This window comes from Amycolatopsis thermophila, from assembly GCF_030814215.1.
Classification (GTDB): domain Bacteria; phylum Actinomycetota; class Actinomycetes; order Mycobacteriales; family Pseudonocardiaceae; genus Amycolatopsis_E; species Amycolatopsis_E thermophila.
Genome location: NZ_JAUSUT010000001.1, coordinates 6,301,989 through 6,324,375, shown reverse-complemented (window position 1 = coordinate 6,324,375; position 22,387 = coordinate 6,301,989). Strand labels below are relative to the sequence as shown.

General features: G+C 73.2%; 21 protein-coding genes. 14 read left to right on the top strand and 7 right to left on the bottom strand.

What is annotated here, in order from left to right:
* The first annotated feature begins 1 nt into the window (after position 1).
* On the top strand, positions 2-1,942 hold the full coding sequence (locus FB470_RS31000) for a S9 family peptidase (RefSeq protein WP_306997238.1): 1,941 nt from the start codon (positions 2-4) through the stop codon (positions 1,940-1,942).
* A gap of 107 nt (positions 1,943-2,049) precedes the next feature.
* On the opposite strand, the gene FB470_RS30995 is transcribed toward FB470_RS31000, so the two are convergent.
* Together FB470_RS30995 and FB470_RS30990 are read right to left on the bottom strand one after the other, a co-directional pair.
* Complete coding sequence (locus FB470_RS30995; RefSeq protein ID WP_306997236.1) at positions 2,050-2,706, bottom strand: RES family NAD+ phosphorylase; 657 nt, start codon at positions 2,704-2,706, stop codon at positions 2,050-2,052.
* Between the two features lie 16 nt (positions 2,707-2,722).
* The gene (locus tag FB470_RS30990; RefSeq protein WP_306997234.1) at positions 2,723-3,307 is read right to left on the bottom strand and encodes a DNA-binding protein; all 585 of its coding nucleotides are present in this window, start codon (positions 3,305-3,307) and stop codon (positions 2,723-2,725) included.
* Positions 3,308-3,459: 152 nt separating this feature from the next.
* Between FB470_RS30990 and FB470_RS30985 the strand changes: the two genes are divergently transcribed.
* From FB470_RS30985 to FB470_RS30975, 3 genes are read left to right on the top strand one after another with little or no spacing between them, the layout of a single operon-like run.
* Complete coding sequence (locus tag FB470_RS30985) at positions 3,460-5,016, top strand: sugar ABC transporter ATP-binding protein (protein WP_306997231.1); 1,557 nt, start codon at positions 3,460-3,462, stop codon at positions 5,014-5,016.
* The gene (locus tag FB470_RS30980; protein WP_306997229.1) at positions 5,013-6,044 is read left to right on the top strand and encodes an ABC transporter permease; all 1,032 of its coding nucleotides are present in this window, start codon (positions 5,013-5,015) and stop codon (positions 6,042-6,044) included. The genes FB470_RS30985 and FB470_RS30980 overlap by 4 nt, the downstream gene beginning before the upstream one ends.
* 17 nt (positions 6,045-6,061) lie before the next feature.
* Positions 6,062-7,051: a substrate-binding domain-containing protein gene (locus FB470_RS30975; RefSeq protein ID WP_306997227.1), complete on the top strand. Its 990-nt coding sequence runs from the start codon at positions 6,062-6,064 to the stop codon at positions 7,049-7,051.
* Between the two features lie 400 nt (positions 7,052-7,451).
* Here FB470_RS30975 and FB470_RS30970 read toward each other — a convergent pair whose 3' ends face one another.
* Positions 7,452-8,432, bottom strand: coding sequence for a LacI family DNA-binding transcriptional regulator (locus FB470_RS30970; RefSeq protein WP_306997225.1), 981 nt, complete (start codon positions 8,430-8,432; stop codon positions 7,452-7,454).
* A gap of 112 nt (positions 8,433-8,544) precedes the next feature.
* On the opposite strand from FB470_RS30970, the gene FB470_RS30965 reads away from it, so the two are divergent.
* The 6 genes from FB470_RS30965 (at position 8,545) to FB470_RS30940 (ending at position 14,088) form a co-directional block, all read left to right on the top strand.
* Entirely contained in the window at positions 8,545-9,960 is a 1,416-nt protein-coding gene (locus FB470_RS30965; protein ID WP_306997223.1) for an L-fucose/L-arabinose isomerase family protein, read from the top strand.
* A complete protein-coding gene (locus tag FB470_RS30960; protein ID WP_306997221.1) occupies positions 9,953-11,443 on the top strand; it encodes an FGGY-family carbohydrate kinase in 1,491 nt (496 codons plus the stop codon). The genes FB470_RS30965 and FB470_RS30960 overlap by 8 nt, the downstream gene beginning before the upstream one ends.
* A gap of 9 nt (positions 11,444-11,452) precedes the next feature.
* Positions 11,453-12,157, top strand: coding sequence for an MgtC/SapB family protein (locus FB470_RS30955; protein WP_306997219.1), 705 nt, complete (start codon positions 11,453-11,455; stop codon positions 12,155-12,157).
* Positions 12,158-12,302: 145 nt separating this feature from the next.
* Positions 12,303-12,797 carry an MmpS family transport accessory protein gene (locus FB470_RS30950; protein ID WP_306997217.1) on the top strand — a complete coding sequence of 165 codons (495 nt, stop codon included), beginning with the start codon at positions 12,303-12,305 and terminating at the stop codon, positions 12,795-12,797.
* A gap of 57 nt (positions 12,798-12,854) precedes the next feature.
* Entirely contained in the window at positions 12,855-13,571 is a 717-nt protein-coding gene (locus tag FB470_RS30945; RefSeq protein WP_306999581.1) for an ABC transporter permease, read from the top strand.
* A 10-nt stretch (positions 13,572-13,581) separates the two neighbouring features.
* On the top strand, positions 13,582-14,088 hold the full coding sequence (locus FB470_RS30940) for a mycothiol transferase (RefSeq protein ID WP_306997215.1): 507 nt from the start codon (positions 13,582-13,584) through the stop codon (positions 14,086-14,088).
* A 6-nt stretch (positions 14,089-14,094) separates the two neighbouring features.
* Here FB470_RS30940 and FB470_RS30935 read toward each other — a convergent pair whose 3' ends face one another.
* Entirely contained in the window at positions 14,095-14,730 is a 636-nt protein-coding gene (locus tag FB470_RS30935) for a hypothetical protein (RefSeq protein ID WP_306997213.1), read from the bottom strand.
* An 801-nt stretch (positions 14,731-15,531) separates the two neighbouring features.
* Positions 15,532-15,990 carry a ribonuclease HI gene (gene rnhA / locus FB470_RS30930; RefSeq protein ID WP_306997211.1) on the bottom strand — a complete coding sequence of 153 codons (459 nt, stop codon included), beginning with the start codon at positions 15,988-15,990 and terminating at the stop codon, positions 15,532-15,534.
* A gap of 110 nt (positions 15,991-16,100) precedes the next feature.
* On the opposite strand from rnhA, the gene FB470_RS30925 reads away from it, so the two are divergent.
* Positions 16,101-16,871, top strand: a complete 771-nt coding sequence (locus FB470_RS30925) for a hypothetical protein (RefSeq protein ID WP_306997209.1) — start codon at positions 16,101-16,103, stop codon at positions 16,869-16,871.
* Between the two features lies 1 nt (position 16,872).
* Entirely contained in the window at positions 16,873-18,729 is a 1,857-nt protein-coding gene (locus FB470_RS30920; RefSeq protein ID WP_306997207.1) for a DNA/RNA non-specific endonuclease, read from the top strand.
* Between the two features lie 123 nt (positions 18,730-18,852).
* On the opposite strand, the gene FB470_RS30915 is transcribed toward FB470_RS30920, so the two are convergent.
* A complete protein-coding gene (locus FB470_RS30915) occupies positions 18,853-19,314 on the bottom strand; it encodes an STAS domain-containing protein (RefSeq protein ID WP_306997205.1) in 462 nt (153 codons plus the stop codon).
* Positions 19,315-19,430: 116 nt separating this feature from the next.
* A complete protein-coding gene (locus FB470_RS30910) occupies positions 19,431-20,111 on the bottom strand; it encodes an IclR family transcriptional regulator (RefSeq protein ID WP_306997204.1) in 681 nt (226 codons plus the stop codon).
* A gap of 65 nt (positions 20,112-20,176) precedes the next feature.
* Between FB470_RS30910 and FB470_RS30905 the strand changes: the two genes are divergently transcribed.
* Both FB470_RS30905 and FB470_RS30900 read left to right on the top strand, forming a co-directional pair.
* Positions 20,177-21,373, top strand: a complete 1,197-nt coding sequence (locus FB470_RS30905; protein WP_306997202.1) for a styrene monooxygenase/indole monooxygenase family protein — start codon at positions 20,177-20,179, stop codon at positions 21,371-21,373.
* A gap of 20 nt (positions 21,374-21,393) precedes the next feature.
* Complete coding sequence (locus FB470_RS30900; RefSeq protein WP_306997201.1) at positions 21,394-22,338, top strand: AraC-like ligand-binding domain-containing protein; 945 nt, start codon at positions 21,394-21,396, stop codon at positions 22,336-22,338.
* Positions 22,339-22,387: the final 49 nt, after the last annotated feature.

The window sequence follows — 22,387 nt, the reverse complement described above, 5'->3', positions numbered from 1 at the left end:
CATGCGTTCCTCGGATCTCGAACTCCTGGCCGTGCCCGGTACGCCCGCGCTGCACGGCTCCCTGCTGCTGACCGCGGTCACCACCCCCGACCTCGATGGCAACACCTATCGCAGTTCGCTGTGGCGGGCCGCCCCGGACGGCGGGGCGGCCCGGCGGTGGACCCACGGCGAGCGGGACACCGACCCGGCGATCTCGCCGGACGGCCGCTGGGTGGCCTTTCTGCGGTCGTCCGGCGAGGACAAGCCGCAGCTGTACGTGATGCCCGCCGACGGCGGCGACGCCCGGCGGCTCACCGCGCTGCCGCTGGGCGCGGGTTCCCCCGTGTGGTCCCCGGACTCCCGCCGGATCGCCTTCACCGCACGCGTGCCCGAGGCGGGCCGCTACGGCGCGCCGGACGAGGACGGCGAGGTGCTCGAACCCGGTGCGGAGGCGCCGCGCCGGATCACCCGGTTCGACTACCGGCTGGACAACCTCGGGTTCCTGCGCGACCGTCCGCGGCGGCTGTTCGTCGTCGAGCTCGCGGACGCGGAGGAGCCGGGCGAGCCGCAGCCGCTGACCGACGACCGGGCCGACGTGTCCGACCCCGCCTGGCTGCCCGACTCCTCGGCCCTGGTTGTGGTCGCGCCACGCGAGTGGGGTGCGACGGACACCGAGGAGAGCGATCTCTACCTGGTCCCGGCCTCCGGGGGTGAGCCGGTGCTCGCGGTGCGCAGTGCGGGCAGCGCCGCCAAGCCGGTGGTGACGGCCGACGGGACGGTCTTCTTCTACGGCCAGGAATACACGTGGCCGCACGTCGTGGCCCGCAATCCCGGGCTGTGGTCGGCGGAGCTGCCCGCGAACGGCGAGCCGGCCAAGCCGCGGCGGCTCACCGACGCCGAATCCGTGTACTGCACGAGCGACGTGCCACCGGCGTCGTTCCGCGACGAGATCCTGGTGACCGTGCTCAACCGGGGCGCGGTCGAGTTGCGGGCCGTGCCGCGGGACGCCGACCGCACGCCCCTGGACGGGACGACCCGGTTGCTCGGCGGGCGCAGCGCGGTGCGGTCGTTCGCCGTGGACGGGGAGCGCATCGCGGCGGTCGTGGCGCGCCCGGACAGCTCCGGTGACGTGGTGCTGCTCGACGGCACGGGGTCGCGGGTGCTGACCGATTTCTCGAAGCCGGTGCGGGAGGCGGGGATCCGCCCGGTCGAGGAGCTGAGCACCACGGCGCCGGACGGCTACCCGGTGCACGGGTGGCTGGTGCGGCCCGAGGGTGCAGGCCCGCACCCGGTGCTGCTGGTGGTGCACGGCGGGCCGTTCGCGGCCTACGACTGGGGCCTGTTCGACGAGGCGCAGGTGTACGCCTCGGCGGGGTACGCCGTGGTGATGGGCAACCCGCGCGGGTCAGCCGGCTACGGGGAGAGCCACGGGCAGGCGATCGTGCACGGGATGGGCACGGTCGACGTCGACGACGTGCTGGCGCTGCTGGACGCGGCGCTGGAGCGGGACGACCTGGACTCCTCGCGGGTCGGCGTGATGGGCGGTTCCTACGGCGGGTTCATGACGAGCTGGCTGGCGGCCCACCACGGTTCCCGGTTCCGCGCGGCGTGGAGCGAGCGCGCGGTCAACGCGTGGGACTCGTTCACCGGGAGTTCCGACATCGGCTGGTTCTTCACCGAGGCCTACGTGGGGGCCGACCCGGTGGTGCAGCGCGAGCGGAGCCCGCTGAGCTACGCCGCGCAGATCCGCATCCCGTTCGCGGTGGTCCACTCCGAGCACGACTGGCGCTGCCCGGTCGAGCAGGCCCAGCGGCTGTTCGTGGAGCTCAAGCGCAACGGCACGGAGGTCGAGATGCTGCTCTTCCCGGGCGAGGGCCACGAACTGAGCCGGTCGGGCAAACCGCGCCACCGGGCCCAGCGCTTCGACGCCGTCCTCGAGTGGTGGTCCCGGCACCTGGCCTGATGCGGGCGCCGCTGGGGCGGGCCGGGTGCGGATCCGCCCCAGCGGCACATCCGGGCTTCGGGCCGCCGGCCGCGCCTGCGATCGGGACGGCTGATCACGCTGTGCTTTCAGTTGAGGAGCACGTAGTTCAGCTCCTCGCAGACCCGCCCCAGCGGCACGTCCAGACCGGGGTGATCGAGCGGCAGCAGCACGTCCGGCGCGAGCGGCAGCGCGTTCCCGGCCGGCGGGTCCCACAGGCACAGCGCGGGGTGCCCGCCGTCCATCGACGAGCGGTACCACAGGCCGTCCAGGTCGGTGAAGGCCGTCCGGATCGCCCGCGCCCACGCCTGCGTGATCTTCTTCGGCCCGCTGGAGATCTCCTGCGAGGCCCCGACCCGCGTCGGCCAGAGACCGGTCAGGTCGAGCAGCCTCAGCGACCGCGTCGGGCGCACCACGACCAGCCGCGGGCCGCGCGTGCGGCGGTCCACCAGCGACGTCGTCTGGAACACCTCCGCCACGCTCGTCCGCACGGTGAGCCCGAAGTACAGGACGCCGTTGGCCGGGTCGTCGGCGGGCCGACCGTCGCGGCGCGGCGGCTGCGGGTCGAACCGGCCGTGCGGCAGCGGGCCGGTGTAGCGGAACGTGTTCCAGCGCTGCGGGTGGTTGCCGCCGGCGCTGAAGATCCGGACCAGGCGCCGCGTCGGTGGCACGTCGACGATGTCGGGGTCCGGGCGCAGGGCAGCGAGGAGTTCAGCCCGCGACGGCGGGAGCGGCAACCGGGCCATGAGGGGCGATACGGCCTCAGAACGGGGTGCCGAGCGTGGCGGCCAGCGCGGCGACCGGCGCCGGGTCGCCCCCGGCCAGCAGCCACTGGCGCGGGGTGGCCGGGCGGCCACCGATCTCCAGGTCGTCCTGCGGGGTGTTCATGAACGCCGCGACGACCAGTGCCGGCTGGTCGCCCGGCACGGCGGCGAGCACGACGTCCAGCCCCGGCAGGGCCCCGCGATCAGCGAACTGCCACGCCGGCAGCCGCCACCCGCCCTGGTCCTTCCACCCGGTCAGGCGCCGGTCGGCGAGCTTGTGCCGGATCCGGCTGGGGTCGACCTCCAGCCGGCGGGCGGCCTCGGCCACCGTCAGCGCCGACTCGGCCAGCACGGCGTGCGCGGCCACCGCGGGCGCGCGCCCGTCCGGTTCGTCGTCCCGCCGCGGCGAGAGGTCGAGCCCGGTCTCGCCCAGCGCGGCCCGCTGCGCCTCGGACAAGGAGGACGACGGGTCCGGGCTCGGCGGGGACAGGCGGCGCGCGGCGTCCTCGACCAGGGTGAGGAACTCCGCGGCGTCGATCCGGAGGCCCGCCTTGGCGAGCACGTTCTCCAGGGCGACGGTCATGGGGTTCAGCATAGCCCTCAGCGTGCGGGTTCGTGCGCTCTGGGGAAAACTGTCCGGAGAGGACAGGCCCCGGTCAACTCTTGACATGTGCCGCGGGTCACTCTAGGTTCGGTCGGGTAATCGATTTCTCGCAGCGTGGCGAGGGGGTGCGGATGGCTGCGGACGCGGCGTCGCCCCTGGTCGAGCTGTCCGGTGTGGGCAAGTCCTACGGCGGTGTTCACGCGGTGCGTGACGTCGATTTCACCGTCCGGGCGGGAGAAGTGCACGCGCTGCTCGGGGAGAACGGCGCGGGCAAGTCCACGCTGATGAAGGTCCTCTCCGGCGAGGTGGGCGGCTACCGCGGGGAAATCCGCATCGACGGCGCGGCGGTGAAGTTCTCCGGGCCCGGTGACGCGCAGCGCGCCGGCGTCGCGATGATCCACCAGGAACTCGACCTCGTCCCGGCGCTGTCGATCGCGGAGAACGTGTTCCTGGGCCGCGAGCCGCGCACCCGCCTCGGCACGGTCGACCGCCGCCGGATGGTGCGGGAGACCGCGCGGCTGCTGGAGCGCATCGGCATCCGCATCGATCCGCGGCGCCCGGTCGAACAGCTGCGAACCGGGGAGCAGCAGCTGGTCACCATCGCCAAGGCGCTGTCGCTGGACGCCCGGATCATCGTGATGGACGAACCGACGTCGGCGTTGTCGGCGCCGGAGATCGACCGGCTGTTCGCGGTCATCGGCGAACTGCGCCGCGGTGGCGCCGGCATCGTCTACATCTCGCACCGGATGGACGAGATCGGCCGGGTCGCCGACCGGGCGACGGTGCTGCGAAACGGGGAGGTCGTGGCCGGGTTCGACGCCCGCGCGATGACGGCGCAGCAGGCGTCGGAGGCCATGGTGGGCAGGCCGGTCGAGGCGATGTTCCGCACCGGTGACGCCGGGGCGGCGGGGGAGGAGCTGCTGCGGGTCGAGGATCTCGTCGTGCCGTCCCGGCGGCCCGGCCGTCGCGACCCGGCGGGCATCAGCCTGCGGGTCGGGCGCGGCGAGATCGTCGGCGTGGCCGGGCTGCTCGGCTCGGGCCGCACCGAGCTGCTGGAGACCCTCTACGGCGTCGGGGGACGCTTCTCGGGGCGGATCGTGTTGCGCGGCAACGAGATCCGCCCGCGCGGTCCGCGCCGCGCGCTGGCGCTGGGCATCGCGTTCGTGCCGGAGGACCGGCGCATCGCCGGTCTGGCACTGGAGCACTCCGTCCTGGCCAACACCGTTTTGTCCATTGTGGACCGCATCGCGCGGGCCGGCGTGGTGCCCCGGCGCACGGAGCGCCGCGCGGCGGCCGACGTCGTCGAGCGCCTCGGCGTCAAGCTCGGTTCGCTGCGCGATCCGGTCGGGTCGCTGTCCGGCGGCAACCAGCAGAAGGTCGTGCTGGGGCGCGGCCTGCTGACCGACCCCGCCCTGCTGCTGCTCGACGAGCCGACCCGGGGCGTCGACGTCGGCGCCAAGGCCGAGATCTACCGGCTGCTGGGAGAGGCGGCGGGCCGGGGCGTGGGCGTGCTGCTGGCGTCGTCGGAACCGGCCGAGCTGATCGGCGTGTGCCACCGCGTCGTCGTGCTGCGGGACGGCCGCAGCGTGCGCGAACTGGACACCGCGAGCACCACCGAAGCGGAGCTGCTGGCGTTCTCGATGGGCGAGGGGGCCGTCGAGGACCTGGTGGTGGAAGGGACGTCATGACCGAGGCCAAAGCGGCGCCGCTGCCCGACCTGACCCGGCCGGGCGGCGGCCTGCTGGCGACCCTGTTCCGGTTCCAGAGCCTGTTCGGCCTGGTGCTGGTGTTCATCGCGGCGGTGGTGTACTCGCCCAGCAAGAACGGCGAGCTCGTGTTCCTCGACTCGGGCAACCTGTTCAACGTCGTCCGCTCGATGTCGGAGATCGGGATCCTGGCGGTCGGGATGACGCTGGTGATCCTGATCGGCGGCATCGACCTGTCCGTCGGGTCGGTGCTCGGCCTGGCCAGCGTCGGGTCGGCGGTGCTGCTGACCGGGAACGACCTCGGCCTGGTGCCCGCGGTGCTGCTGGTGCTGGTGATCGGGCTCGGGTTCGGCCTGCTGCAGGGGTTCGCGATCACCTCGTTCGGCATCCAGGCGTTCATCGTGACCCTGGCCGGCATGCAGATCGCGCGCGGGCTCGCGCGGATCTGGTCGGGCGGGCAGGGCGTGTCGATCACCTACGGGGACGGGCCGGGGCAGGCGCCGACGACGTTCTCGCTGCTGGGGGAACGCACCTTCAACGGGCTGGTGCCGATCCCCGCGCTGATCTTCCTGGTGGTCGCGGCGCTGGCCGTGGTGCTGCTGCGGGTCAGCGCGTTCTCCCGGCACGTCTACGCCATCGGCGGCAACGAGAAGGCGGCGCGCCTGTCCGGCGTGCCGGTCAAACGCGTCAAGATCGTCGTGTTCGGGCTGTGCGGCCTGCTCGCCGCGCTGGCCGGGATCGTGCACGCCGGGCAGCTCAACTTCGGCGGGCCCAACGACGGCGCGATGTACGAACTGGACGCCATCGCCGCGGTGGTCATCGGCGGCACCAGCCTGATGGGCGGGCGCGGCTCGGTCGTCGGCACGGTCGCCGGCGCGCTGCTGGTGGGCGTGCTGCGCAACATCCTCGGGCTGAACAACGTGGACTCCAACGTCCAGCTGCTCGTGATCGGCCTGGTCATCGTGCTCGCCGCGGGACTGCAGCGGCTGCGCCCGGCATCGGTTTCCTGACGGAAGGGGTAAGGACCATGAGGAAGTCCCGGAGCCTGGCGGCGGTGGGCGCGTGCCTGCTGCTGGCGGCCTGCGGTACGACGCACGAGAACTCCGGCACGCAGAGCGCGCAGGGCGCGCCGGCGAAGTGCGGGGCGGACGGCAAGTACACGATCGGGATGAGCCAGGCCAACGTCGCCGAGCCCTACCGGCAGCGCATGGACGACGACATCCGGGCCGCCGCCGCGGCGGTCCCGCAGTTCACCGTGAACTTCGCCGACGCGGCGCAGGACAACTCCAAGCAGGTCGAGCAGGTCGACAACTTCCTGACCCAGCAGATCGACCTGCTGATCATCAGCCCCAACGAGGCGACCCCGCTGACCGCGCCGGTGAAACGCGCCTACGACAAGGGGATCCCGGTGCTGGTGCTGGACCGCAAGGTCGACGGCGACGCCTACACGTCGTTCATCGGCGCGGACAACGTGGACATCGGGCGGCAGGCCGGCGAGTACTTCAAGACCGTGCTGCTGCCGCGCGGCGGGAAGATCGGCGAACTGCGCGGGCTCGCCGGGTCGACGCCGGCGCGGGAACGGCACGACGGGTTCATGCAGGGCATCCAGGGGTCGAACATCCAGATCGTGGCCGCCCAGGACGGCGACTGGCTGCGCGACAAGGGACAGCAGCAGGCCGACGCGATCCTCAAGGCCAACCCCGACATCCAGGCGATCTACTCGCACAACGACCCGATGGGGGAGGGCGCGCGCATCGCGGCCGTCAACGCCGGGCGGCCCGACCTGCCCATCACCGGCATCGACGGGCTGCCCATCGAGTCCGGCGGGCTCAAGGCCGTCGAGGCGGGGCGCCTGTCGGCCACCTTCCTCTACCCGACGGGCGGCAAGGAGGCGATCGACGCGGCCAAGCGCATCCTGGTGGACTGCCAGCAGGTGCCCAAGACGCAGACGCTGCCGACGAAGCTGGTGACGAAGGAGAACGCGGCGGCGACCTACGCGGAGCTGAACGGCTCCTGACGGTCCGGCCCGGACCTGCCGCCCCGCCTCGGCCCGGGGAAGGGGCGGCGGGTCCGCTCGCGGGCGCGCCCGTCCCGGGGCTCAGGCGCGGGGCTGGGCGGGTGTTGCTCACCGGCGGGCACGCCGGCGACAACCCGCAACTGGTGCCGCTGCTCGACGGGATCGCGGCCGCCCCGACCGCGGTGCCGACCCGAGGTGGTCGTCGCGGACAAGGCGTACCCGCACCCGTCACCCCGGCAGGCGATGCGGGAGGCGGCGGATCCGCTTCGTCCGTCCTGAACGTGAGGATCAGATCCCCGCCGCATCGGCAAGGGCTCCCGCGGCAGGCGCCCGCCCCGCCTTCGACGCCGAGACCATCACCGCCACCATCCTCCGGCTCCGACGACTTACCGGACATGGCCTAGTCGCGGTGGCTGCTGCCCCGCTCGATCAGCTTCGCCTCCAGGGTGGTGGCTGTCGGGGGCAGCGAGCCGTCCGCGATGCGGGCCAGCAGCAGCCGCGCGGCTTCGGCGCCGATCTCGTACGCCGGCTGCGCCACGACCGTCAGCGGGGGGTCGACGAGCGTCGCCCACGGGACGTCGTCGAAGGCCACCACCCCGACGTCCCGCCCCGGCCGCAGACCTTGCGCCCGCAGCGTCTCCAGCACGCCGATCGCCATCGCGCTGTTGGCCACCAGCAGCGCGTCCGGCGGATCGGGCTCGGCCAGCAGTTCCCGGGTGGCCGTCTCGCCGCCGGAGGCCCGGTACCCGGCCCGCCGTTCACGTCGTTTCCGCCGCCCCATCCCGTCCCGGTAGCCGGCCAGCCGGTCGTCGGCCGTGCGGATGCCCGCCGGTCCCGTCACGCACGCGACGCGCCGGTAGCCCGCCGCCAGCAGGTGCTCGGTGGCCGCGCGGGCCGCCGCGCGCGTGTCGACCAGCACCTGGTCACCCGTACCCGCCCGCAGCGGCCGGTCCACCGCCACCACCGGCGTCCCGCGCCGCAGCAGCCGCTCCACCCCGGCCCACTCGTCGGTCGGTGACAGGACCACGCCCGCGACCCGCTCCTGCAGCGCCACGTCGATGTAGCGGCGCTCCTTCTCCGCGCTCTCGTCCGAGTTGCACAGCACCACCGAGTACCCGGCCGTCTGCGCCACGTCCTCGACGCCGCGGGCGATCGCGGTGAAGAACGGGTTCTCCACATCGGAGATGATCAGCGCGAGCACCGCGGTCTCCTGGCGGCGCAGGTTCCGCGCGAGCCCGTTGGGCTGGTAGCCGAGCTCCTCGGCGGCCGCGCGCACCCGGGCGACCAGCGCCGGGTCCACTGTGGACACGCCGTTCAGCGCCCGCGACACGGTGGCCGTGGACACCCCGGCGCGCCGCGCCACATCGCTGATGGTCGCCACCGCGACCTCCCGTCTGCCGTGCCGCTCGCGCGGTGGACCCCCGGTGCTATTGACACCGTCCGGGGGCCAGAATAGCGTCTTGAGTAATCGATTACCCGCGCTAGGAGGCATCGTGGCCCGCATCGGCGTGATCAGCATTTCCGACGGGCGTGGACATGTGCACGCGCGCAACGCCGGCTTCATCCGGTCCAAACAGGACGCGCTGGTGCGGTCGCTGACCGCGGCCGGGCACGAGGTGGTCGCGGGCAGTGACATCGTGGCGACCAACACGCTGGCCACGTCGGTGGCGCGGGAGGTCGACGCCGCCGGGGTGGACGTCACCGTCTTCTACTACGCGGTGTGGAGCTTCCCGCACTTCACGATGCTGGCCGCCGACGCCACCCGCAGCCCGCTGATCCTGGTCGCGAGCACCGACCCGACCGAGCCGGGCCTGGTCGGCATGCTCGCCGCCGGCGGCGCGCTGGACCAGATCGGCCGCACCCACACCAGGCTCTGGGGCGCCCCGGACGACGCGAGCCTCGCCGAGCAGGCCGGCGCGCACGCCCGTGCCGCCGCCGCGGTCGCCTCCCTGCGCGGGTCCACCTTCGGCCGGTTCGGCGGACGGCCGATGGGCATGAACACCGCGGTCGCCAACACCGATCAGTGGATGCGCCAGTTCGGCGTCGACGTCGAGGAGATCGACCAGTACGAGCTGGTGCTGCGCGCCGAGCGGGCCGACGGCAAGGAGGCCGCCAAGGCGCGCGAGTGGATCGAGGCCCACGCCGCCGGTGTCCACTACGACGGCGACAAGCTCACGCCCGAGCTGCTGGAGCGGCAGATCCGGTCCTACCTCGCCATTCGCGACATCATCGCCGAGCGCAACCTGGACTTCTCCGGCATCAAGGGCCAGCCGGAGCTGACCGAGCACTTCGCCACGATGGACGTCACCGAGGCCTTCCTCAACGACCCCTACGACTGGAACGGCCCCAAGCCGGTGCACGTCACCGCCACCGAGGCGGACATGGACGGCGCGCTGACCATGCAGCTCATGCACAAGATCTCCGGCGATCCGGTGCTGTTCGCCGATGTGCGCCACTACCACGCCGACCGCGACATCTGGGACCTGTGCAACTCCGGTCAGCACGCCACCTGGTACGCCGCGCGCAGCGACGATCCGGCGGAGAACCTGGCGAAGGTCCACTTCTATCCGGAGGTGTTCTTCTTCCCCGCCGGCGGCGCCTCGGTGCAGCACATCGCGGCGCCCGGTCAGATGACGCTGGGACGGCTGACGCGGCGGGCGGGGGAGTACCGTCTGCAGCTGATGCTGGGCGAGTTCGAGAGCTACGACGACGACACCAACGAGGCGCTGATGCGGCAGTCCACCCCGGAGTGGCCGCACGCCTTCGCACGGCTGGACGCGCCCGCGGAGAAGTTCCTGTCCGAGTTCGGTGCCAACCACATCCACGCCATCCCGGGCGACCGGCGCGCCGAGCTGCGGGCGGTGGCGGGCCTGCTCGGCATCGAGCTGCACGAGTGGTCCCGTGGCTGATCTGCTGCTCGGCATCGACATCGGGACGTCCAGCTCCAAGGGCGTCCTGGTCACCCGTGACGGCGAGATCGTGGCGCGCGCCTCGCGCGCGCACGACACCTCCTACCCGCATCCCGGGTGGGTCGAGCACGACGCGGAAACCGTGTGGTGGGCCGACTTCCTCGCGCTGACCCGCGAGCTGGTCGCGGCGGCAGGCGACCGCACACTCGGCGCGCTCGCGGTGAGCGGCATCGGCCCGGTGCTGCTGCCCGCCGATGCCGGCGGCGCGCCGCTGCGCCCGGCCATCCTGTACGGGGTGGACACCCGCGCCTCCCGCGAGATCGCGGAACTGACCGCGGAACTCGGCGCGGACGCCATTGTGGAGCGTGCCGGTACCGCGCTGTCGTCCCAGGCGGTCGGGCCCAAGTGGCGGTGGCTGGCCCGGCACGAGCCCGAGGTGTACGAGCGCACCCGGCTGTTCCTGATGTGCAGCTCCTACCTGGTGCACCGGCTCACCGGCGAGTACGTCCTGGACCACCACTCGGCCAGCCAGTGCGATCCGATGTACGACCTGCGGGCGGGTGACTGGGCCGCGGACTGGGCTGCGCTGTGCGCACCCGGCGTCGAGATGCCCCGCCTGATCTGGCCGACCGAGGTGGCCGGCACCGTCAGCGCGGCCGCCGCGGCGGAAACCGGCCTGCCGCGGGGGCTTCCGGTCACCGCGGGCACCGTCGACGCGTGGGCCGAGGCCGCGAGCGTGGGCGTGAGTGAGCCCGGCGACACGATGGTGATGTACGGGACGACGATGTTCCTGATCCAGGTGCTCGCCGACCCGCGACCGCACACCGGTCTGTGGACCACGTGCGGCGCGTTCCCCGGCACGTACTCGCTCGCCGCCGGGATGGCCACCTCCGGCGCGATCACCGACTGGCTGCGCCGCCTGGTCGGCGGCGACTTCGCGGCACTCGTCGACGAGGCGGCGAAGGTCCCGGCCGGCAGCCGGGGCCTGCTGATGCTGCCCTACTTCGCGGGGGAGCGGACGCCGCTGTTCGACCCGGACGCGCGCGGGGTGCTCGCCGGGCTGACCACCGCGCATGGCATCGGCGACATCTACCGCGCGGCACTGGAGGGCATCGCATACGGGGTGCGGCACAACCTGGAGGCGATGCGCGACTCGGGCGGCGCGGCCGGACGGCTGGTCGCGGTCGGCGGCGGCACCCAGGGCGGGCTGTGGACGCAGATCGTCAGCGACGTGACGAGCTCCGACCAGCAGGTGCCGGCGGAGACGATCGGCGCGGCGTTGGGCGACGCGTACCTGGCCGCGGTGGCGGTGGGCGCGGACCCGGACATCGAGCGCTGGAACCCGGTGGCCGGCACGGTCCGCCCGGATCCGGACGCCGTGGAGGTCTATGACGAGTTCTACGCGCGGTACCGGGAACTCTACCCCTCCACAAAGGACATAACGCACTTTCTGGCCGCGCGTCAGCGGGCGAGCGAGCACTAGCCTGTCCGGATGTTTGCCGAACCTTCCGGCCAGGGCTGGCAGCAGATCGGCGAGCTGGTGCTCGCGCTCGTGCTGTGCTCGCTCATCGGCCTCGAACGGGAGCTGAAGCAGAAGAGCGCCGGGCTGCGCACCCACACCCTCGTCGGGGTGGGCGCGGCGCTGTTCCTGCTGGTGAGCAAGTACGGCTTCACCGACGTCCTCGCCGAGGGGCGGATCGTGCTCGACCCGTCACGGGTGGCGGCGCAGATCGTGTCCGGGATCGGGTTCATCGGCGGCGGTCTGATCTTCGTCCGCCGCGACGTGGTGCGCGGGCTGACCACCGCGGCGGTGGTGTGGATGAGCGTCGCGGTCGGGTGCGCGTGCGCCGCCGGCCTGCCGCTGCTCGCGCTGGTCGTCACCGCGGCGCACTTCCTGGTCGTCTACGGCTACCCGCCACTGGTGCGGCTGCTGACCCGCCGGACCGCGGCGACCACCACGGTGCGCCTGGCCTACCGCGACGGCGAGGGCGCCTTGCGGCGCATCCTCGAACTGGCGACCCGCTCCGGGTACTCGGTGGAGCAGGCGCTGACCGCCCGCCGCGACGAGGACCGGGTGATCGATCTGCGGATGCGGCTGCTCGGGCCGCGCGGCGTCACCGACCTGCTCGCCCGGCTCGCCGACCAGCCCGGGATCCTGGCGGTCGAAACCGGTGACATCGATGACGCCAGCGAGTAGAAACCGCAGGTCATCGACGCCCTACTACCCCGGTCGGGTGAAAAGCGGGCGGTAATGTTCCCGGAAGGTAACGATTGGCGCTCGTCTCGCGAGGAATGGTTGACGCGCTCGACGGAAGCGCGGTGAGTCGGGAGAAGACGACGCCATGGGTGTTGTTCCCACGGTGGCCCCGGGCCGGGGTCCGCGGCGGCCGCTGTCCAGTTCGCTGGCGGTGTTCGCGGGCCTCGGAGTGCTGCTCACGGTGGGGCTGACCTCGATGCTCATCGCCGGCGCGCGGGGCACCGACCCGGCAGTGGGCTCCCTGAGCGGGGCCGGGGCGCCCGTCGAGGCGCCGGTCGCGGCGGTGCCGCAGGTGTCCCACGCGGTCACCTACGAGCTGACCGGGGGAGCCGGGGCGCTCAACGTCACCTACGTCGCGCAGGGCTCCGACATCGCCCAGGTGCTCGACGCCGGCACGCCGTGGTCGGTGTCGTTGACGCGCACCGGGCCGCGGGGCGGCGAGCAGTACTTCAGCCTGTCCGCGCAGAACGCCGGCGGCGGCACGCTCATCTGCCGGATCACGGTCGACGGTGTGGTGGTCAGCGAGCGGTCGGTGTCCACGCCGCAGGGCATGGTCCGCTGCTCGAAGTCCCTGCCCTGACGCCGGTCCTGAGGCAGGATCGTCCGCGTGAGCGGAGCGACCCTGAACGCCGGGCCGATGCTGGCCGTCGTCCTCGCGGTGCTCGTCGCGGTCGGTGCTCTCGCCATGGGGCTCGGCGGGCTCGGGCCCGGCTGGGCGGTCGCGGCGGCCGCGGGACGGGCCGTCGCCCAGCTGGCGGTGGTGTCGCTGCTGATCACGGCGGTGCTGCGGTCGGGGTGGTGGACCGGTCTGTTCGTGCTGCTGATGTTCACCATCGCCGCGTTCACCGCGTCCCGGCGGATCGGCGCCCCCCTGGCGGGGCTGCCGTGGATCGCGGTCGCGCTGGCGTCCGGGGTCCTGCCGGTGCTCGTGCTGGTCCTCGGGCTCGGCGTCGTACCGCTGAAGCCGGTGGCGGTCGTGCCGGTCGCCGGGATCGTCATCGGCGGCACCATGACGGCCACCTCCCAGGCGGCGCGGCGCGCGCTCGACGAGCTGACCGCCCGGCACGGCGAGTACGAGGCCGCGCTCGCGCTGGGGTTCCTGCGCCGGGCGGCGGCGCTGGAGATCTGCCGGCCCAGCGCAGGCCAGGCCCTGATCCCCGCGCTGGACCAGACCCGCACGGTCGGCCTGGTGACGCTGCCCGGCGCCTACGTCGGCGTGCTGCTGGGCGGCGCGAGCCCGGTGCAGGCCGGGGTGACGCAGGTGCTGGTCCTGGTGGGCCTGCTGGCGGCGGAGGCCGTCGCCGTGCTGGTGACGGTGCAACTGGTCGCGGCGGGACTGATCGAACGCCGCTAGCGTGGGGGACATGACTGTTGCGGACTTGGTGATCGACGGGTTCGGCCGCATCCAGGAGGTCGTGCACGAGGCCGTCGACGGGCTCAGCGAGGACCAGCTGGCCGAGCGGCTGGATCCGGGCGCCAACTCGATCGCGTGGCTGGTGTGGCACCTGACGCGCGTGCAGGACGACCACATCGCGGACCTGGCCGGCACGCCGCAGGTGTGGACCGCGCAGGGCTGGCACGAGCGGTTCGGGCTGCCGTTCCGGCCTTCCGCCACGGGCTACGGCCACCGGCCGAAGGACGTCGCCGCGGTGCGCGCGCAGGCCAAGCTGCTCACCGGCCACCACGACGCGGTGCACGACCAGACGGTGTCGTGGCTGGGCGGCCTGCGCGAGGACCAGCTGGACGAGGTGGTCGACGAGGCGTGGGACCCGCCGGTGACCCTCGGGGTGCGGCTGGTGAGCGTGCTGTCCGACGACCTGCAGCACGCCGGGCAGGCGGCCTTCGTGCGGGGGATCCTGGAGCGCCGGTAACCGGTGTCAGGGCGGGGGGAACTCGGCCGCCACCTCGGCGGCGTCGTCCATCGTGGCGGCGTCCGGGTGCCCGCCCGCCGGCGCGGCCTCGGCGATGACGACGAGGGAACCGCTGCGCCGGGAGCCGTAGTGGTCGCCGGTGAACCGCACGCCGGTGAGGTCGAGTGCGGTGGCGGCGAGGGGCTCGACGTTGCCGGTGCCGTCGGTGTCGGCGAGGTTCTTCAGCTCGGCCGCGGCGCCCGAGGTGGGCATCCGCACCCACGCGATCGAGAGGACGACCGTGTTGCCGCGGGTGTCGCCGAGCGCGAGGAGGAGACGGTCCAGTTTGCGGCACGGGTGCGTGGCGAAGAACCGCTGCACCTCGCCGTAGGCATGGGCGGTGCAGGTCAGCTCGGCGCGGACGGTCTGCTTGACCGCGCGCAGGCCGAGGCGTGACCAGGCCTGCTGCCGCTGCCCCTTGCGGGCCGCGTCCTTGCTCGCGGTCTTGCCCTGCACAGACGGCGCGGAATCCACCGCGGCGCCCCCGCCCGAGGTGAGGCCCGCCCCGCCGGCGGCCAGCGCCCCCACCACCACCGCGGCGACCGCCGCCGCCCGGCCCTGCTTGGGGCGGTCCTCGCCGAACGCGAGCGTCTTGCCATTCATGGTCCGCACCATGAGCCGGAATGATCGCCCGATCACTCCATCGGTTGCGGCCGTTTCTCCCGGAATCGCTCGAACGGCCCAGTCCCGATTTTCACATTCTCCCGGAATCTCCAGGGAATCCACCGGCCGGAGCGGAACCGTCCGAAAAGGACCAGCGGCTGGCCGACCACATCCGGGTCGCCGCCTCTCCGGTGCCATGCCGCGAGAGGCGGCGCACTGAGGGACGGCCACCGGCCCGGGGCGTTCGCTGGATCTCCGGGCGCTTCGCGCCCAGCAGCCTCACGCCGCGCCCGAGGGGCGAGACGGGAGGGCACTACTGCCACCGGTGCCGCGGCCGGACCCCGGGTAACGGCAGGGGTGGCCTCGGCGGCTACTGGCGGGCCGGGCCGCTGCGGGGCTGCAGAGCCCCGGCCCTGTGGGGCCCATCGCCCGCAGGCTCAGCCTCCTTGCGGCCTTGCGGCCTTGCGGCCTTGCGGCCTTGCGGCCTTGCGGCCTTGCGGCCTTGCGGCCTTGCGGCCTTGCGGCCTTGCGGCCTTGCGGCCTTGCGGCCTTGCGGCCTTGCGGCCTTGCGGCCTTGCGGCCTTGCGGCCTGGCGGCCGCTGCGCGGCCTTGCGGCCTGGCGGCCTGGCGGCCTTGCGGCCTGGCGGCCGCTGCGCGGCCTTGCGGCCTGGCGGCCTGGCGGCCTTGCGGCCTGGCGGCCTGGCGGCCTTGCGGCCTGGCGGCCTGGCGGCCTTGCGGCCTGGCGGCCTTGCGGCCTGGCGGCCTTGCGGCCGCTGCGCGGTCTCGTGCCTCGTCCGCGCCTCAGCCCCGCTGCCCGGCTTCTTTGGCGCCGCGGACGGCCAGCCGGTCGGCGCGTTCGTTGTCGGGGTGTCCGGCGTGGCCCTTGACCCAGTGCCATTGGACCTCGTGCCGTCCGATGGCTTCGTCGAGTCGTTGCCAGAGGTCGGCGTTCTTCACGGGTTCGCGGGCGGCTGTCTGCCATCCGTTGGTCTTCCAGCGGGGCATCCATTGCATGACGCCGTTGCGGACGTAGCTCGAATCGGTGTAGACGCGGACCACGGAGGGCCGTGTGAGGGCTTCCAGCGCGCGGATCGTGGCCATCAGTTCCATGCGGTTGTTGGTCGTGGTGCCGGGTTCGGCGCCGTACATCTCCTTCTCGTGGCGTCCGTATCGCAGCACCGCGCCCCATCCGCCGGGGCCGGGGTTTCCGCTGCACGCGCCGTCGGTGTAGATGTCCACGACCGGCCCGTCCTCCTGCACGCGCGCAGCCTAACAGCGGCCCTCGGCCGGGCGGCGGAGGATCAAGTAACTTCCGCGCCGCGGTGGCGACTTCCACGGCGAGGCCCTCCGGACCCACCGCGGGAGTGATCATGCGTTATCGCCCCATCGGCAGCGACCCCTTGGACGGGCGGCTCGGCCGCTACATCCCGGACGACTGGAGTCATCTCGAGAGCTACCCGATCACCGCACTACCGGAGGCGGACCGCCCGACGGCCGTGCCCGTGGTGATCGGCGTCAACTGGTACGAGGCGTTCGACGGGCCCGAGCGCGACGAGCGGTCCGGTGAGATGGTCGTCGGCGCGGGCGGGGACCTCGGGCGGATCCGCGGTGGTCACTGCGTGTGTCTCGAGCCGGGCGGGGAACCGGACCAGCAGGACTGGTACCACTTCTACAACCAGGGCCACGAGGGCGCGTGCGTCGGTTTCGGCTGGTCGCGCTGCATGACCTTGCTGAACAAGGGCCTGTACACGGCGCGGTGGTTGTGGGACCGCGCGAAGGAACGCGACGGGTGGCCGCAGACCAATCCGGGTGACGGCGGGGGCACCTCGGTGCGCGCCGCCGCGGAGGTGCTGGTCGCGGCCGGTCACGTCGACTGGGATCCGGCCTACGCCGACGACACGGTCAGCGAGCGTGCGGCCTACCAGCCGGACGCGGCGGACGGCATCCTCGCCTTCCGCTGGGCCACCTCGGCCGCGGAGGTGCACCAGGTGCTGGGCAACAGTCGCGCCGACGAGCTGAACGCGGTGCCGATCCTCAACTCGTGGGGCGAGAACTACCCGCACCGGGTGTGGCTGCCCGACGCCGTCCTGGACCGGCTCATCGGTGAGGACGGCGAAGTCGCGATCCCGACGGACCGCTGACATGACGTCCCTGCCGCACCGCGACGCGGTCGAGAAACGCGTGCACGAACGCGAGGACGAGCGGCACCGCAAGATCGCTCTCCTCGCCGAGCCGTGGGGGATCGCGCGTGCCGACGACCCCGGCCGGGTCGCGACCCGCATCGACCGGCTCAGCCGCACCCGACCGGACGTGCGGCCGGTCAGCCCGGTGGCCATCGCGCGGGGTGAGGAGGACGCCCTGCGGGACGCGGGCACCGTGCTGGAGCGGATCATCCGCACCGACGACCTGCTCGGCGTGGGCTACCTGGAGGGCGGGGTGCGCGCGGCGAAGGCGGTGGGCCGCGTCTCGATCCGCGACGACCGCGGCCGTCTCCAGGGCTACGGCACCGGTTCGCTGGTGTCGCCGGAACTGTTGCTCACCAACCACCACGTGCTCGGCGACCCGGCCGTCGCGGCGTCCAGCGTCGTCGAGTTCGACTACCAGGACGGCGCGGACGGCCTGCCGCTGCCGGTGAAGCTGTTCGCGCTCGACCCGGGCCGTTTCTTCGCGGCGGACCCGGGGCTCGATTTCGCGCTCGTCGCGGTGCGGGCCACGGCGGCGGATCTGGCGGTGTTCGGGTTCAACCGGCTCGTCGAGGCCGAGGGCAAGGCGATCGTCGGTGATTTCGTGACGATCGTGCAGCACCCCGGCGGGGAGCGGAAGCAGATCGCGTTGCGGGAGAACCGGATCGTCGACGTGCTGGAGCTCTTCCTGCACTACGAGACCGACACCGAACCGGGGTCGTCGGGCTCGCCGGTCTTCAACGACCAGTGGGAGATCGTCGCGCTGCACCACGCGAGTGTCCCGGCGCCGCAGCAGGGTGAGCTGGGCGGCGTCGTCAACGAGGGGGTGCGGGTCAGCCGTCTCGCGGCGGCGCTGCGGACGCGCGCGTTCCCTCCCGGGCAGCAGGCGCTGCTGTCGGCGGTGTTCGGTGAACCCGCGCCGGTGACGGCCGCCCCGGTGACCGAGGCGATCCGCATCGACCCGGACTACTCCGACCGCGGCGGCTACGACCCGGATTTCCTGGCCGGGCACCGCATCCCGCTGCCGGCGCTGTCGCCGGACCTCGTGCCGCTGGCGGCGGTGAACCGGCAGGCGGCCGCCGAACCGAAGTACGTGCTGCCCTACCACCACTTCAGCGTGGTGCTGAACAAGCAGCGGCGGCTCGCGTTCTTCACCGCTGTCAACATCGACGGCACGACGAGCGCGAAACTGCGCCGGGAGACGGACAACTGGTCGTTCGACCCGCGGGTGCCGCAGGAGGAGCAGACCGGTGAGGAGGTGTATGCGGACAACCCGCTCGACCGCGGTCATCTCGTCCGCCGTCTCGATCCCGCCTGGGGTGCGACGCGGGAGGTGGCGAAGTCGGCCAACGACGACACGTTCCACTTCACCAACTGCACGCCCCAGCACGAGGACTTCAACCAGAACAAGACGACGTGGGCGGGGCTGGAGGACTACGTCCTGGAGAACGCCGACAACCGCGACCTGCGCGTCAACGTCTACACGGGCCCGGTACTGGCCGCCGACGACGACCAGTACCGGGGTGTGCGGCTGCCGCGGCAGTTCTTCAAGGTCGTGGCGATGGTCCGGTGGGACGGCAGCCTGTCGGCCACCGGTTACCTGCTCAGCCAGGAACAGTTGCTGCAGGGCCTGGAGGTCGCGCCCGCCGAGTTCGACTACGGCGCCTACCGGACGTTCCAGGTGCCGGTGCGCCGCATCGAAGGGCTGACCGGGCTGTCGTTCGGAGCGCTGACCGACGCCGATCCCTTGGGGCAGCGGGAAACCACGACGACGATCGCCAAGGAGGTCGGCAGGCCCGAGGACCTCGTGCTCTAGGTCCACCACCGACGGGGGTTGCCGGCTCCGGATCCGGGCGCGGAGGGACAAGGGCCTGGTCAGGCGGGCGACCGGCGCCTCGCCGTGCTGCGGGGTGCCGATGGGGTCAGCGGCTCGCTGGTGTCACCAGCGAGCCGGCATGGTGTTCTGCTCGGCGACGTGCCGCAGCACGACGTCCTCGGCGGGCTCGTCCGCGGTGGGCAAGCTGTGCAGCATTCCCGCGGCGCGCAGCGCGCGTTCGACGGGCCGGGTGCCGGTCCCCGTGACGCGCAGTGCGGTGCCGCGGCGTGCGGCGGCCTGCTGGGTCTCCACCAGCACGGTGAGCCCGGCGGTGCCGAGGAAGGTCACCTCGGACAGGTCGAGCACGAGCAGGGTCACCGGGCCGCGCAGGCGGTGTTCGACGATCTCGGCGAGCCGGGGCGCGGTGACCAGGTCGACGTCACCGCCGACCTCGACGAGCAGGGTGTGGCAGGCGGGCTGGGACACGTCGACGGCGAACGCGGCCGGCCCGGCGGCCCTGGTGGACCGCGGGCCGGGGATGCCCCGCTGCGTCGTCGGGGCGGAACGAGTTTCGGGAGAAGCCATGACCACGGCCTCCAACTGCGCGGCGAGCGCCTGTCGGGATCATCTGACGGCTACTTGCTCAACCGTGGGCACAGCCTACCCGCGCCGCACCTTTTCGGCGAGCGGCGTGGCCGCGGTCAGCGGCCGTCGAGCCGCTCTGCCGCCGCGTGCAGGTGGGTCAGCGCGCTCTGCTCGTCGAGGCGGCCGGCGACGAACAGCACGCTGGCGCTGGCGACCCGCCCGGCCCGCAGCCGGACGGGCACCGCGAGCGCGCTGATGCCGGGCACGACCTCGCCGGTGGTGCGCACGTGACCGAGGTCACGGGCCAGTGCCACCTCGGGTCGTTCGTCGGGCCGCGGCGGGAGCGCGGCGAGGATCGCCAGGCCGGGCGCGCCGCGGGTGAGCGCGTGGCGCACCCCGGGCCGGTAGGAGACGGGGGTGGCGGCGGCCGGTGGCTCGGCCGTGACCAGCGTGAGGGCCTCGTCGCCGTGGGGGACGGCGAGGAACGCGACCGTCCCGGTCGCCTCGGCCACCGTGGACAGCTCGGTCTGGGCGAGGGTCTGCAGGTCGGAGCGCACGGCCGAGGCGACGGTGAGCACCGCCAGGCCGACCTCGTAGCGGCCGGACCGGTCGCGCTGCAGGTAGCCGCGCGCCTCGAGGGTGCACAGGACGCGGTAGGCGATCGACCGGTGCAGGCCGGTGACCTCGGCGACCGTCGCCGTCGTGCACGGCGCGTGCTCGGCGACCGCCTCGAGAACGGACAACCCCCGTTCGAGTGTTTGCAGGCCCGCGCCGCCGACGACCTTGCCCTCCGCCATGCGCCCCTCGTACTGTTCACTCAGAAATAGAACTGGCTGCTCGATAATAGAGTAAGGACAGGGTTGTGACCACGGTCGGCATCCTCGGGGCGGGCATCGCCGGGCTCCACCTCGGCCTCGCGCTGCGTGCCGCCGACGTCGACGTCACGCTCTACGCGGAGCGGTCGATGGACGAGCTCGCCGGCGGGCCGTTGCTCAACACCGTCGCGCACCACCACCCGCTGCTGGAACGCGAGCGCGCGCTGGGCGTGCACCACTGGCCGGCCGCGGAATTCGGTTACCGGGCACATCACCACTGGATCGGCGGTCTGCGCTTCACCGGCCGGTTCACCCACCCGTCCTGCGCCGTCGACCACCGGATCTACCTGCCGCGCCTGGCCGAGGACCTCGCCGAGCGCGGCGGGCGCGTCGAGGTGCGCGCGGTCGGGCCGCGCGAGCTGGGCGGCCTCGCCCGCAACCACGACCTGCTCGTCGTCGCGTCCGGGCGGGGCCCGCTGAGCGGCCTGTTCCCGCGCCGGCCGGAGCACAGCCCGCACGACGCGCCGCGGCGGCTGGTGTGCGCGGGCCTGTACACCGGGATCGCGCCGGCCGAGCCCGCCGCGGTCACCATCGGGGTCGCGCCCGGGCAGGGCGAACTGCTGGAGATCCCGCTGCTGTCCCGCCACGGGCCGGTCACCGCGCTGCTGTTCGAGAACGTGCCGGGCGGTGAGCTGGCGGTGCTCAACGAGCTGTCCCCGGCCGCCGACCCGGCGCTGTTCCGCAAGACGGTGCTGGCGAAGCTGCACGAGCACCACCCGGCCACCGCCGAACGGGTGCTCGACGCCTTCGCCCTCACCCACCCGCGCGATCTGCTCCAGGGCGCGGTCACCCCGGCCGTGCGGGAGGACTTCCGGCCGCTGGGCGGGGACAAGTTCGCCCTCGCGCTCGGCGACGCCCACGTCGTGGTGGACCCGGTGATGGGGCAGGGCGCGAACATCGCCTCCTACAGCGCCGCGGTCGTGGCGCGGGAGATCGCCGCGGAGACGGTGTTCGACGAGCTGTTCTGCCGCCGCGTCGCGCGGGCCCGCGAGGAGGTCCTGCTCGCGGCGTCGGCGTGGACGAACCTGGTGCTCGACCCGCCGCCGTGGCTGGACGAGCTGTGGCGGGGGCTGGCGCGCGATCCGCGCCGGGCCGACGAGTTCACCGACAACTTCGACCACCCCGAGCGGCAGTGGCGGCTGCTCGCGACCCGGAGCCGGGTGCGGGCCTTCCTGAACTCCTGACACGCAGAGCGGAGGACAACGTGGTCCAGACAGCAACGCGGATCCTGAGCACGCGCTCGGTGTCCGGCGGCGAGAGCGTCGAGTACTGGCGGCACGTCATCTCCGACGCGTTCGTGCCGCTGGACGCGGACGCGCCGGAGCCCGGCTTCCGCGGCGAGGTGCGGATCGACCACCTCGGCTCGACCCTGGTGTCCCAGGTGGACGCCGGGCCGCACCGGGTCCGCCGCACCAGGGCGATGATCGGCGCGAGCGAACGCGGCTACTACAAGCTGGGCCTGCAGGTGCGCGGCAGCTGCCTGCTGGTGCAGGACGGCCGCGAGGCGATGCTCGGCCCCGGCGACTTCGCGGTGTACGACACCGACCGGCCCTACACGCTGGCGTTCGGCGAACCGACGTCGATGGCGGTGTTCATGTTCCCGCGCTCCCGGCTCCGCCTGGGGGCGGGTGCCGGGCAGATCCTGGGGCGCGCGATCCGCGGCGACGACGAGCCGGGATCGCTGCTGTCCCCGCTGTTCCGGCGGCTGGTGCACCAGCTGGGCCGGGACGGCTCGCCGATCCCGCTCGCCGACGCGGTGCTGGATCTGCTGTCGGCGCTGCTGGCCGAACAGGCCGGCGCCACACCGGGCGAGGTGGGGCACGACGCGCTGGTCCTGCGCGCCCGGTCCTACATCGACGCACATCTGTCCGAAGAGGACCTGTGCCCGGACGCGGTCGCGGCCGCGCTGCACATCTCGACGCGGTACCTGCAGAAGCTCTTCGCCGAGCAGGGCACCGGTGTGGCGGGGTGGATCCGCATGCGCCGCCTCGAACAGTGCCGCCGCGACCTCGCGCGCCCGGACCTGACGCGATCGGTGAGCGCGGTGGGCGCCACCTGGGGCCTGCCCGACGCGGCCCACTTCAGCCGCGCGTTCAAGGCCGCCTACGGACTGAGCCCCCGCGAGTTCCGCGCACGGGCCCTGTCCTGAGGGGTTCGCGAATCGTCAAGAAACGTTCGCCTGAGGGAAAGACCCGCGC